This window comes from Deltaproteobacteria bacterium, assembly GCA_016218975.1.
Lineage (GTDB): Bacteria > Desulfobacterota > Deferrimicrobia > Deferrimicrobiales > Deferrimicrobiaceae > JAENIX01.
Map to the genome: position 1 here is coordinate 1 of JACRCO010000055.1, position 14,015 is coordinate 14,015.

Annotated in this window: 7 protein-coding genes; 3 read left to right on the top strand and 4 right to left on the bottom strand. The window is 59.9% G+C overall.

Going from position 1 to position 14,015, the window contains the following annotated elements:
• The 4 genes from HY896_07920 to HY896_07935 all read right to left on the bottom strand — a co-directional run.
• The coding region (locus HY896_07920; GenBank protein ID MBI5576275.1) for a hypothetical protein at positions 1-1,193 on the bottom strand (1,193 nt) is incomplete at its 3' end.
• A 65-nt stretch (positions 1,194-1,258) separates the two neighbouring features.
• Positions 1,259-1,639: a response regulator gene (locus HY896_07925; protein MBI5576276.1), complete on the bottom strand. Its 381-nt coding sequence runs from the start codon at positions 1,637-1,639 to the stop codon at positions 1,259-1,261.
• Between the two features lie 316 nt (positions 1,640-1,955).
• Positions 1,956-3,326 carry a sigma-54-dependent Fis family transcriptional regulator gene (locus HY896_07930; GenBank protein ID MBI5576277.1) on the bottom strand — a complete coding sequence of 457 codons (1,371 nt, stop codon included), beginning with the start codon at positions 3,324-3,326 and terminating at the stop codon, positions 1,956-1,958.
• Positions 3,323-5,866: a PAS domain S-box protein gene (locus HY896_07935; GenBank protein ID MBI5576278.1), complete on the bottom strand. Its 2,544-nt coding sequence runs from the start codon at positions 5,864-5,866 to the stop codon at positions 3,323-3,325. The genes HY896_07930 and HY896_07935 overlap by 4 nt, the downstream gene beginning before the upstream one ends.
• A 643-nt stretch (positions 5,867-6,509) precedes the next feature.
• Between HY896_07935 and HY896_07940 the strand changes: the two genes are divergently transcribed.
• From HY896_07940 to HY896_07950, 3 genes are all read left to right on the top strand, one after another.
• A complete protein-coding gene (locus HY896_07940; protein MBI5576279.1) occupies positions 6,510-7,499 on the top strand; it encodes an NHL repeat-containing protein in 990 nt (329 codons plus the stop codon).
• Between the two features lie 24 nt (positions 7,500-7,523).
• On the top strand, positions 7,524-12,080 hold the full coding sequence (locus HY896_07945; GenBank protein ID MBI5576280.1) for a hypothetical protein: 4,557 nt from the start codon (positions 7,524-7,526) through the stop codon (positions 12,078-12,080).
• 338 nt (positions 12,081-12,418) lie between these two features.
• On the top strand, positions 12,419-13,846 hold the full coding sequence (locus tag HY896_07950) for a sigma-54-dependent Fis family transcriptional regulator (protein MBI5576281.1): 1,428 nt from the start codon (positions 12,419-12,421) through the stop codon (positions 13,844-13,846).
• The last annotated feature ends 169 nt before the right edge of the window (positions 13,847-14,015 follow it).

Below are 14,015 nucleotides of genomic sequence, written 5' to 3' on the forward strand. Positions count from 1 at the left end.
ACGTTGAGGCGGGTGATGCCCATCGCATGATCGTGGTAGAACATCAGCCGGGCGCTTTGCGCGTTCGTGTAGTAGAAAGTTGCCGCACCCGGTCCGGGATCCGGCATGTCGGGAATGTTCCTGGCGCTTACACCCTTCGGATAGGGTGTGGATTCCCCGGCGGGAGTGATCCACTGGTGCGTCGTCCCGTCGCTGATCCAGACTGTATTGTTGCCGTGGAGATGGACGGTGGCCCGATTCTGTTTGTACGGTTCACAGGCCATTCCCGCCATGGGGTCGCAGTCCATGCCCATCGCGTCTTTCGGGCCCGGTCCCGCCCCCATGACAGTGTTATCCACCGGCAGGAAGAGTTCACCGCCGGCTCCCGCGGAAAGCAGGTTGTAGAACTTGAGGCGGACCGGCCGGCCCGGCTGTCCCGGCACGCTGCCCGTCGCGACGATGACCGGCCCCAGGAAATGGGGGTTGTCCACTGCGATGGCTTGCGTTACCCCATCCGGCATCAGGATCGGGGTGTTGTCGGGATTGAACATGGGAACGTGATTGCTCACCGCGAAGTTCGCAGGTGTTTCCAACTGAACGTAGCCCCGATGCTTTGTCGGGGGCAGGTCCGAGTGCATCCGCTCCATGAACTCGACAAGCGCGATTTCGTAATAGTCGGCAGCAGGAGGATTCGGCCCCGGGAAGCTGGCCGTATCCGCAACGGCGACGGGGAGATACTGCCCGAGGTTGTTCGCGCCGGCAGGGCCGAGAAGCGGAACGTTGTCAACGAATTTCCGGATGCCGCCCGAAAGAGCTCCGCCGATGGTCGCCTCGGCGACGGCTCCTGCGCCGGCATTGTCCGTGATGACGACGACGGGAGCCGTGTATCCCGTGCCTCCGTTCGAAACCGCGATCGCGGTTATCGCGCCGGTGACCGGATCGATCGTCGCCAACGCAAGAGCGCCGCTGCCGCTTCCATAGATATCCACGATATCAACGGTTGTCGCGGCGGAATATCCGCCGCCCCCTGCGGTGACCGTGACGGTTGCGACAGGGCCGGTCGGGAGCGGGCTGTAGGCCCAGTTGGGATACGGGCCGAAGTAATGCGGTATGCCGCCGGGGTCCATCGCGGCGAGGGTCTGCCCGGGTCCCGATACAAGCACCGCGATACCCAGCACCACTGCCGCCAGTAAAGAAGTTCGACGCGCGTTCATGACTTTCTCCTTTCTTTCGCGCCTGATGCCATGTTCGCTGCTCGATAATCCCTTTCCGTTTCCGTTCATCCGTTCACCAGGGGAAGGTCGCCGTCCTCCGATTCTCTCCTTTCGGCCATTCTCTGCAGCGCGCTATCCAGTTCCAGCGCCGAGAACGGCTTGGGTATGAAAATGTCAACGCCTGCCAGCATCGCGTCTTCCGAGAGATCCCAGGCCGCAAAAGCGGTTATCAGGATCGTGAACACGTTTTTCGACGTCTCGCGCACGCGGCGCAGGAAGGAGAGGCCGTCTTCTCCCGGCAGCAGGTAGTCGCTGATCACCGCGTCGTATAGTTCCAATCCGCCGGCGGAGGATGCGTCCTCCACGCACGCAAAATTCTCCACGAAGCAACCTTTTTCGCGCAGGTATAATGCAATGGCTTCCCGCAGCGCCTCGTCGTCCTCCACGATTGCGATCCTTGCGCCCGTAAAACGCCGGTCGGTTCGTCGCCGGCACATTGATCGGGGTGCCGCGAATATCGAGCCTTTGAATGTCCGGGAATTTTCCATGACGCCTCCGCGAACTTCGGTTTGCAGGTGGTAACGCACGGGGCATGCCAAGGTGAAAAACGGGAGAATCCGCAATTATTTCGGGGGGCCGGATTAAGCAGGGACGGGATTACGCGCGGCGGGCGGAGATGGATCTATAAGATATTTCATCGGGATCTGGAAGTTTTTCTATTTCGGGGAACGGAAGCCCTCATGGAAATGCGGGTTGGTTAAGTCAGAGACCGAGTCTTTTCTTTCGGTACCGGAAGGTGTGGTAGTTTATGTTGAGCAACTGGGCGGCTTTCGTTTCGTTGCCGTCTGCGATCCGAAGCGCTTCCCCTATGTAATGCTTCTCGATCGATTCCTGGACCGTGGAAAGGTCGACTCCGCAGGCAGTCAGCGGCGGGGCGGCGATGCCCGCCATATTGCCGTCACGGCGCAGGCCCAGCCGTAGCTCGGCGGCGGCGATCTCGGGCTCCTTGCCCGTTAGGACCGCCCTCTCCATTACGTTGCGCAGTTCTCTAACGTTGCCGTCCCACGAATGTTGGACGAGCGCCTTCTCGGCTTCCGGGGATAGACCGGTGACGGTCCTGCCGAACTTGCGCGAATACTCCACGAGGAAATACCTGGCGATCGGAAGGATGTCCTCGCGACGTTCGGAAAGGGAAGGCACGGCCACCCTTACGACGGCAAGGCGGTAATAGAGGTCCTCGCGGAATGCTCCCTTTGCGACGAGCCCCTCCAGGTCCTTGTTCGTCGCGGAGACGATGCGGGCGGATGCTTTCTGCTTGCGGGTCCCTCCGACGCGGTAGAACTCGCCGTGTTCCAGGAAGCGGAGCAGCTTCGCCTGCGCCTCCGGACTCAGGTCGCCGACCTCGTCCAGGAAGAGCGTCCCCCCCGATGCTTCCTCCACGAGCCCTTTCTTCCCGAGGTGGCTTGCCCCGGTGAAGGCGCCTTTCTCATAACCGAAAAGCTCGCTTTCGAGGAGCTCCTTCGGTATGGCGGCGCAATTGACGTTGATCAGCGGTCCGCGGAAGTTGGGGCTGCGGTAGTGGATCGCGGCTGCGACGAGCTCCTTTCCCGTTCCCGTCGGCCCCAGGATCAGCACCGGCGTGTCGGGGCTCCCGGCTGCGGACTCGACGAACTCCATGACGCCCCGGATCGCGTTGCTCTCGCCGACGAACAGGGGAACGTTATCCTGCAGGCATCTTGCCTGGAGCTCGTGCACCTCCCTCTGGAGCCGGACGGCGTTCAGCGCATTTCCGATGACGGTTTCAAGCGTCTCCGAATGAAGCGGCTTGACCACGTAATCGAACGCGCCGTTCTTCATCGCGGAGACCACGGTCTGCACGTCTTCGTACGCAGTGATGACGATGACCTGCAATTCGGGCCGGATCGCCTTTACAGCGCGTATGGCATCGACCCCGCTCATCCCGGGAAGCCCTATGTCCATCAGGATGAGATCCGGAGGGTCCGTCTTCACGGCTTCCACAGCGGATTCCGCATCCGCAAAGCCCCGCAGGCGGTACACGTGTTCGAGGGCGATCCGTATCCCTTCCCGTACGCTTTCCTCGTCTTCCACGATGAAGACCTTGTACGCTTCTATGCCGGGCTCCTTCCTTCTTCCAGCGGAAGAGCGATGCGGAATTCGGCGCCGCCGGACTCGGACGCGCCTACCGAGATGCCTCCGCCGTGGTCGATGACGATGCGGTGGCAGAAGGAGAGGCCGATTCCATGACCTTCCTTCCGCGTTGTGTAGAAAGGCTCGAAGATCTTGTTCCGCAAGTGCTCGGGAACTCCGGGGCCGGAGTCCCCGATCCGCAGGACCGCCCGGTCTCCCTCCCGCGCCGCGCTTATGGTGATAAGCTTCGTAGCGCAACCGTTCTCCATCGCCTGCAGAGCGTTCATGACGAGGTTGAGCAGTACCTGCTCCATGAGGGCGGCATCGGCCCGGCAATACAGCGGCTCGGCGGAGATGCGCTCCCGGAACTCGACCCCGCGCCTTCGGTTCGCGATCTCGGGAAGGGACAGGGAGTCATGGAGAATCCGGTTGATATCGACCCGCTCCAACCTGGGCGGCGCGGGCCTGGAGAATCCCATCACGCGCGCGATGACGGAGGAGATCTTGTTCGAAGCGGCCCTCGCCTGTGCGATTACCTCCCGGATTTTCTCCCGTTCGTCGGGGTCCAGTCCTTCGGCGCGACCGCATAGCGTGTCCAGCGTGGAAACGTTGATGTTGATCCCCGAGACGGGGTTCCGGATTTCGTGAGCGATGCCGGCGGCGAGCTGTCCGAGCGAGGCGAGTTTTTCCCGGACGTTAACCGCGTGCTCGAGCTCCTTTACGCGGGTGATGTCGACCATCTCCACTAGGATTGACGTACGCCCCCGGAACACGATCGGGTTTGCGCGGCAGTTCATCCAGCGGACCTCCCTGCGGCCGGTCCCGCTGTCCGGAATGAAGAACCGGATAACGGCGTCCTTCCCGTTCGAAACGGGAAGATCCGCAGCTCCGCAGAGTTTCCCGAAATTCGGGAAATCCTCCGGATGCGCCTCGCCGAGATCCAGGAACGGCAGCCCTTCGCGGATCCTTCCGAAAAGCCGCTCCAAACGCTGGTTCCAGAAAATTATTTGTTCGTTTACCACGATCAGAAAGCCCACGGACGAATTTTCCACGAGCGACCGGAAGCGGTCCTCGCTTTCCCGGAGAGCATCCCTCGCGACAAGGCGCGCCAGCATGGCCGCGGCGTTCTCCGCGATGCGCTCGAGCTGCGCAAGAATTTCCGGCTGGAACAGCCCGTTGCGGCGGTCGTTCAACTGGAGCAGGCCGTAGGTCGCATCTCCGAGCCGCAACGGTATCAGCGCGATGGATTCGTACCCATCCCGCACGCACCTTCCCCGGGTGACGATCGTCTTCATCGCCTCGCTTTCGGCGAGAAGCTCCGACGCGTTTCCGGTGCAGAAGGATCCGTTGGAGGTGAAGCAAGGCAGCGACGGGTCGAAACGGCCCGAGATCACCGCTCCGCACGTGCATTCCAGGGGGCACAGGCTCATTTCCGCCCGAACGAACTCCTGCGAAAACCCGAGCGTCACGAGATAAGGGAAGTCCGCACCGCGGTTGTACCTGATCCCTATCGCATCGGTCCCGAAACGTTCCTTCAGGAACGACGCAAGGATCGAAAGGAACTCCTTGACGCTTCCCGCCGTGCCGGTGCGCTGGAGAAGGTCGAGGATCATCTCCCGCATTCCGGCCGCCCGCTTTCGCTCGGCAAGCTCCAGTTCCAGCCGGATGTTCGCGGCTCGCAGCTCCGCCGTCCGCTCGGCGACCCGCATTTCCAGCCCGTCCCGCGCGGCGCGGATCTCTTCCTCGCTTTGTTTCAGGTTCCGGAACATCAGGTCGTAGGGGCGCACAAGGCCGGTTTCGATCAGCGCCTTGTAGACGAGATAGAACGAGATGACCTTGAAATAATGCCCGATCACGCTGTTGTAGACGAAAGCGTCCATGTAAACGACGGCGGAAAGTTCCGCGGCGACGGAGAAGATCACGGACATTACGAGGAGGCGGAACACCTCGGGATCGAATTTTTCACGGACGCGCCAAAGAAGGCCGATGGAGAGGACCTGCATTCCCGAGACGATGATGTCGCTTATGTGCTTGGCGGGCGTGATTCCCCTGCCGGCGACGTAGAAATCGGGAGATATACCGTAATGCACCATGCCTGCGAGTGCGAAGGATGCGGAGAGGAATCCCGCGAAAACGAGCGACGGACTGGTTTTCCGCGAGACGAAAAAGGGGGCTGCAAGAAGGGCGAAGCTTTGCAGATACCTGGCCGCGAACCACAGTTCGATGGAATCGCTGTGGTGTTGCGCCGAAAATACCCCGGCGAAGGAGATCGTGTGGAGGAAGTCGATCAACCCGACGAAAAGATATGCGATCCCCAGGAAAATGAAGTAGTGGTTGTCTATGAATTTCCTTGCATTCCACGTCAGCATGAAGACGCCGCAGGCTACGATTATGCTGAAAGTCTCGGCGATGTCGTGGGAGAGAACGGGATTCCACCAGTAGGCCGCGATCAGGGCGGCTGGAACGCCGAGGACGCCTATCGCAAGCCCCGGAAGTTTATCGACGCATTGGAGCCGCTTTTCCATCGGGAGACCGGCCATCCTCGTGAAATCCGTCAGCCGTTCCGCAATGTTGCCGTGACGTCCGGAATACATCGGAACGGATGGATTTTTTCGATTGCGATGCCGAAACCGCCGGATTTGTTGCAATAATACGGCGGTCGAACATGTAAGGCGTTATTCCGTCAATAAAAACGGGATGTAAAATGGAAATGGATGGTCCAAAAGGTGAAAAATGCGGTTTCCCGAGAGTGGTTTTTTTCCTTGTGTTGGCCGGATGGCTTTTGAGGGAAACAATTTTCGTTATTAATGTAATTAATTATATTATATCTAAATTTTTTTTCCCTTGAAATGTCTACTTATTTACTTAAGTATCATAATGCCAAATCCGAATGTATTAGTGGGTGGGCTGCGGCGCAGTCGAAGCCCGGTAAGAAATACGAACCGGGATCGGCGGGGGATAAGGGCTGTGCATGTTTCGGTAATTCGACGGGAATCCGTACCTATGCGTGAACACGCGGGTATGATCGAACGCACCCGTATATGCACTCGTAAACAGTTGATATTCAATGGTATTATTTCAATCGTCCTTTTCCTCGCCTTGTGCGATGCCGCCATCGTTTCCTCGGCCGAGATACCCCAGTCCGTAAGCCTTTCGATTGCCTGCAACATGTCTACGCCGACGGGTGTAGCCGTGGACGCAAGCGGAAACGTCTACGTCACGGAATCGAGCGGCGGGCGTCTTCACATCTACAACAAGTTCGGGTCGTTCCAGCGGGAGCTTACCGGCCTTAACAAGCCGACCGGGGTCGCGGTGGACCCGTGGGGGCGGATCTACGTGAGCAACACCGGCTCGAAGTCGGTGGACGTCTACGACGGCAATCTTTCCCCGGTCCTTTCGCTGGGTCGCGGCGCCGTGCAGCTGATCTATCCGACCGCGGTGGCTGTGGATTCCAACGGTTACGCGTTCGTTGCGGACAGCAAGGACCACCGGATCAAGGTGTTCGACAGCGCGGGGTATTTTCTGTATTCCTTCGGCGGCCAGGGAAGCGGGGACGGGAACCTGAATTTCCCTGTGTCCGTTACTCTCGACGAAAGCGCGGGGGAAGTGATCGTTTCGGATCTTAAGGCCACACCTACGGGATACCGCGGGGCCGGGGTCCAGGTGTTCGACCGGAACGGCACGTTCCGCCGCCGTTTCGGCGGATACGGGGAAGGCCAGGGGCTGTTCATCCGGCCGATGGGCGTGGCTGTGGACGGGAGCGGAAGGATCTACGTCGCGGATTCCTATCAGAACGTCGTTCAGGTGTTCGGCTCGAACGGCAGTTTCCTTCGCGGGGTGTTCGATTCGGCTCACCCGGTGCGTACGCCGATGGGCATCGCGTACTGCCGGGCGACGGACCGTCTGATGGTTGCCTCCCTGAACACGGGCAAGTTGGAGGTGTTCGGGAACACCCCGCAGGGCGGCTCGGGCGCGGATAGCGGAGGGGCCCCGATGACCTTTTCCTCTTCGGGCGGGGGCGGGGGGTGCTCGATGGCGGTGCATTCCCGTCCGGGCGGGATTTCCGCCGCCGGCTGGATTTTCCCCGGGGTGTTTCTTCTGTACGGATGGCGCAGGTTGCGCAGGAAGCGGAAAGGGATCGCGCGGACAACACGATGACGCGACAGGCGGCGCGGCGCTGACATGCACGGACGGGCGAAACCTGGAGTCCTGTTCCTTCTGGTCGCGTTCCTCGCGGGCGTGCCGCCGCATTCCGGGGCCGGGCCGTTCGATCCGGCGCTCTCTCCGTGGATCAGGTCGTATTCTCCGGGGCTCCGGTCGTCCACGCAGACGATGCGGATCTACCCGCACATCGAGCTGAACGATACGGAGTGCGTCTCCTGCCACTTCGTTGACAGCCGAAACGACGACCTTCTTCCCGACTGGGCGTTCCAGGCGCCGGTGAACATCGACGACACTCCGTACAACAACCTCTGCCGGTATTGCCACAACGGCGTCGAGGCGCCGTTCGTGCGGACGCACTCGAGCATTTCCATCGACAACGGTTACGGGAACTGGTCGATGGAATGCCGGACGTGCCACGATCCGCACCAGCCCGCGCAGCTAATCGGTTACGGGAGCGACACGCACCTGGATACGGGGACGGTCGTATCGGTCTCCGACAATGCGATCAACGCTTCGGGGATGGGATGGGCCGACAACGTTTACGCGGGGTACCTTGTCGTCCCCAATTCGGACGACGTCTACCATGTTTACAAGATCGCCTCCAATACGGCGAACTCGCTTTCCGTCGAAGGCCCCATGGACCTTACATGGGTTACAGCGGGGAACACGTTCGCCGTGATCATGGGTAAGAACGTAAAGAGCGGGATCACCACTCCCTCAGAGGGGAGCAAGGCGGTGCGGCTGTTCCGGGAGACGGGCGCCCGGTCCTACGCGGACGGGGACGGAACGTACGATGGGGTCTGCGAGGTCTGCCACACGCAGACGACGCATTTCCGGTTCAACGGCGGGGGCTCCGACCCGCTTCACGCGAACGTGGACAACGCGCCGGGCTCGAGCTGCAAATCGTGCCATTCGCACGAAAACGGGTTCGGGCACGGAGGGAGCGGTTCCGGTTGCGGTACGTCGACGACGTGCCACGGGCTTCTGGGGTCCCATCCGACGCACGTGGGCGGTACGGGGATGCAGCTTGCCCTTGCATGTTCCGCCTGCCATAACGCGTCGAGCATCCCCCTCTTTTCAGATAACCTTGCGCTCGACAACACCGCTGCGTGCAACGCCTGCCACAGCCCCGGGGGGACGTACAACGGGGTGAGCGACCTGAACGTCGGGGCGAAGAACAACTGGACTGCGCGGGTGTACAACACCGACAATTCACTGAAGAGCGGCAAGGAGAAGTGGTGCGCCTCCTGCCACGACGAATCGCCTTCGTCGATCGGGGGGGTGACCGCTCCGAACGTGGTGGGGAACGAGAGCGGCTCGTATCCTTACGGGACCGGGTGGGGGTATTACAAGACCGGGCACGGACTCCCGGCGAGCCAGGCGTATGCTTCGAAAGGCGGCCTTTTCCCGCCGCCGCTGGTGGGCGGCGCGACGCGTCCTATGGGCTGCGAGTCCTGCCACGAATTCACGGCGCGGCACATCGATAACGTTGCGCGGACGTACGGCACGCAGGGGTTCGCGCAGGGCGCTTATCGGCAGGGCTACAGGCTCAAGCAGGTGAGCAGCCAGGAACCGTTGGTGATTCCGAGACTGGCGAGCCAGAACAACGACAGCAGTTACCGCCTGTGCGTCCAGTGCCACTATTCGAACGTCTTCTACGACTCGGCCGACACGAATTCGAACATGAGGAACGGGGGAACCAACTACCATAGATATCATTTGGTTTACAACAATAACTCCGCCTGGAAATCCGACTGGAGGTCGAGCGGGAACAGCGCGGTAAGCTGCCCGCAGTGCCACAACGTCCACGGCAGCACGCGCCTCGCGATGCTCAACGACGGATCGATCGCGGGAACGCCGCCGGGGCTCGTCATGTATTATTACAACACCACGCTTTCCTTCAGGGACTCGAGCGATCTGACCGCGCCTCCCATCCCCCTTGGCCTGACGCTTGCCTTGAGGGACGGCACCACATTTTACGGGAACAGCGTCAACAACATCGGCTGCACGGCCTCCTGCCACACATCGGCAAACCGGATCGACCGGACTTATGCCACCATGGCCGGCCAGGTGTTCAACGCGGCGCCGACGCTTGCCTGGACGGGAGAAACGGGCTACACCTCGGACGGCGTGAGCCCCGATTCCGGCGTATCGGGAAGCCGGTTCACCTTCCGGGTCAGCTATTCCGACAACAACAACAACCTCCCGAGCTACATCCGGGTTCTCCTCGACACGGACAACAATGGATTTTTCGAGGAAGCCTACGCCATGGTCGCGGCGGACAATACCGGCGGAAACAGCTATCACGGCAAGATCTACACGAAGACCCTGGTAATCACGAACATCGGCAGCGCCATCGTCCGGTACAAGTTCGACGCTGCGGACAACGCCGCGCTCGCCGCCACGGGCCTGCCGACGGGCGAGCAGACGCTCGTGCTGTTGAACAATTCCCCCGTCCTCTCCTGGACCGGGGAGCCGAACTACGAATCGGACGGCGTGAACCCGAACGTCGCGGGGATGTGGACGGACTTCAACATCCGGGTGAAGTACACGGACACCGAGGGGAACTGCCCCGACGGGAACGGTGTGAACTTCTGGATCGACGGCTCGCAATATTTGCTGGATTCCGAGGGGGGGGACTGCGGCACGGGAATGATCTATACAGGGACCGTCTCGTACCCCGAGGAGGGGGACCATAGCTACTGGTTCACGGCGACGGACACTGCGGGGAACCCGGCCACGGGAGATCCCACATCGAACCATACCCTTACGGTCCTCTCTTCGACGAACATTCCACCCGTGCTCGACTGGGTGCCGGAGGGGTGCCGGACGGACGGGGTCAAGCCGGCGCTGGGGCTGGCGAACGGCGACTTCGAGTTCAAGGTGAAATACACGGACATAAACGACCAGTGTCCCGCTTCGGGGAGTTCGAACATCCAGGTGGCGATCGACCTGGACAACAGCGGGAGCTACGAGGGTCCGGGGGAGTGGATCAACCTGACGGAAGAATCCCCGGGGGGGTGCACGACGGGGAAGATCTACAAGACCACGCGGGCGATCCCCTATGCGGGGGACGGCGTCCTCATCTATCGTTTCACAGCCAATAACGGCACCATGGATGCGATCGGCGATGCGGCGTTTACGGACAGGACCCTGACGGTGGTCAGTTCGGCCACAACCACCGGCGTGCGCCCGTCGGGAGGGAGCGCCCCGTGGTACTCAACCATCCAGGCGGGGGTCGATGCGGCGCCGCAGAACGGGACCGTGCTGGTCTACCCGGGGACGTACTCCGGAAGGATCTGGCTCAACACCACCGCGCCGGTGGATACCGGCAAGACCGTCAAGTCGGTCTGCGGGCCGGACATGACGGTTACCTCCAGCGGGTCAGGCTCGCTCGATTCCGTGTGGCTACAGGCGGATGGCGTGACGATCGACGGGTTCGGCATCACCGGCGGCAGGTACGGCGTCTTCACGAACGTTTCGTCGGCTTCCTATACGATCAGGAATTGCAGGATTTATAGCGTCGGCACCAATTACAACGGGATCTATGCGCAATATGCAACGAACCTGGCGGTGGACAACACGGAAATATATTCGAATACCGCCAACGCTCCGGGTGCTGGCATGAGGGTTTCCAATGCGACCAGCCTTGTTCTCAGCAATTCCAGCATATATAACAACACGGCCACCTCGGCCAGCGGAGACGGCGGCGGCCTTTACGTCGACATCGTGGGCGACGTGACGGTTTCGAACACGGTGATATCCGGAAACACCACCGCGCGGGACGGCGGGGGAGTGGGCATAATGACCAACAGCGACGTCGTATTCGACCGTGTGACGATAACCGGAAACACGGCCGCTGCGAGGGGAGGCGGCATAAGTGCGGTGAGCGGAAGCACCATTACCCTGAACAACAGCCTCATTGCGAACAACAACGCAGGCACAAACGGCGGTGGGATCTACCCCGCGTTGAACCCGGTTGTGGTCAACAACTCCACCATCGCATTCAACCGGGCGGCCTCGGGCGGGGGGATCTATTTTTCGGATATCCGGACCGTCGACGAATACATCCGGAACTCCATCCTGTGGGGGAACAACGCATCGGGTAACGGCCAGACCATGTATATCAACCTGGCTCCGACATCCGGCGCCAGACTTCATATCTACGATTCGATAATGCCCGACGACAACGACGGCTCGTATTACAACTATCCGTATTTCAATTCGCCGAAGGGAATAGAAACCGGCGGCAACATGTCGTACGGCGATCCGTTCTTCGTATACGCTGACGGACACGACTACCGCATTCAGTCCGTGTCGCCGGCCATCGATCAAGCCAATCCGGCGACCGCGACTTCTTACGACCTGGATAACGTGGCAAGAACGCAGGGCGCCGGTCCGGATATCGGCGCCTACGAATACCAGGCTGGCGGAGGCGGTTCAGCGCCGGCACGTCAAGGGAGAATCATCGGCGGGTCCGCGGTCCGCGGCAGGGCGCCCATAACGGTCGAGGAATGGGACAGGGGGGTCCTTTCGGACACCGCCTCTCCGGTAATAATCTACCCGGCTCCCTGATAGATGCGTGCCGGCGAAAGGCCATCCCGACCTGGCCCCCCCGGTAGTTGTTTTACCGACATGGAACTTCCCGGGCAGATAAGATAAAACTTAACTTTGAAACTGTGTTTTATTGTGTATGGGATTGCAGAGGAGTTGGAAGTAAAATTACACAACCGTAACAGTATCGGTTTCTGTAATCAAATGCAACAATAAAATTTGTAATGGATACAATATGATGCAGTATTTTAAAATATAATTTTCTTGCAAGACGCACCGGAAATATGTAAATTGAGCATTCCGGGGGGTGGACCCTGTCTGCAGCGCCGTCGTCCCACATGGGAATTCCGGGGGAATGAATGTATTCCATCCTTGTCGTTGACGACAACGAGTCCATCCGCGACCTCCTTTCGGAATTCCTGAACAGCCACGGATTCGAAGTAACCGGCGCATCCGACGGCCAAGCCGGGCTCGACCTTATGAAGCAGCAAAGGTTCGACCTTTTCTTCGTCGACCTCGTAATGCCGGGAATGGGCGGCCTCGATGTCCTGCGTGAGGTCAAAGCCCTTCAGATAAACATTCCTTCCATAGTCATCACGGCGTTCGGCTCGATCTCAACCACCGTCGAGGCCATGCGCCTCGGCGCTTTCGACTACATAACGAAGCCTTTCAATCTCGATGAGCTGTTGATCATCGTCAACAGGGTCCTGGATCTTCAGAGGCTTCAGAAGGAAAACGCAACCCTCAAAAAGCAGCTCAAGGAAAAGTTCAATTTCCGGAAGGTCATCGGGAATTCCCCCCGGATGCAGAGCCTCTACCGGATCATCGAGAAGATATCCGACACCGACAGCACAGTGCTTATATCCGGTGAAAGCGGAACGGGGAAGGAGCTCGTCGCCAAGACGATCCACTTCAACAGCTCCCGCGTCAGCAACCCGTTCGTTCCCATCAATTGCGGAGCGATACCGAAGGACCTCGTCGAGTCGGAATTGTTCGGGCACGAGAAGGGGGCGTTCACTGGCGCGATCAGCACGCGGGTCGGGCGCTTCGAGCTCGCAAACGGCGGGACCATATTCCTCGACGAGATCGGGGAACTGCCGTATCCGCTCCAGGTCAAACTGCTGCGGGTGGTCCAGGAGAGGGAATTCGAGCGGGTAGGCGGCACCAGGACGATAAAGGTCGACGTCCGGATCCTCGCCGCGACGAACAGGGATCTTAAGGAAGCTGTGAACGAAGGAAAATTCCGCGAAGACCTTTACTATCGCCTGAACGTAATCCCGATCCAGATTCCCCCCTTGAGAGAAAGGGACGACGACGTACTTCTTTTGCTGGATCACTTCCTGCACGAATTCGCCAGAAAGAAGAAGAAAGCCCCCCTGAAAGTATCTACCGATGCATCACGGCTGATGAGGGGTTATGATTGGCCGGGCAATGTCCGGGAGCTGGAAAATGCGGTAGAGCGGATGATCATCCTGAACGAGAGGGGGATGATCGAGGTGGATGACCTGCCGGAGCATATCCAGTCGAACGGAGGGAACGGCAGGGGGACGCTGAAGGCCGTTGCGCAAACGATCCCGGGCGGGTTCCAGGTCGAATCGCTGTGGAAGGAGTCGGGGATCGACCTGAACGGCACGATCGACATGTTCGAAAGATCCCTTATAATCCACGCGCTTCAGCAATCCGGCGGGGTGAAGAACAAGGCGGCGGCGCTGCTGGGCCTCAACCGGACGACCCTCACCGAAAAAATAAAGAAGAAAGGATTGATGGCCCCTTCAAACGTCTCCTGAGGGGCTCGCGACCGTCATTTATCCGTATTTCCGATTCGACCGCGACACTTCTCTGACGCTCTCCAAATCGTAACCATCTAAAAACCAAGAGCTTTTTTAAGGCACGCTACTTGCTTTTCTTGCGTCCATGGCGCGGATCCATGTCCTGTTTCTGCTCATTGCGTTCCCC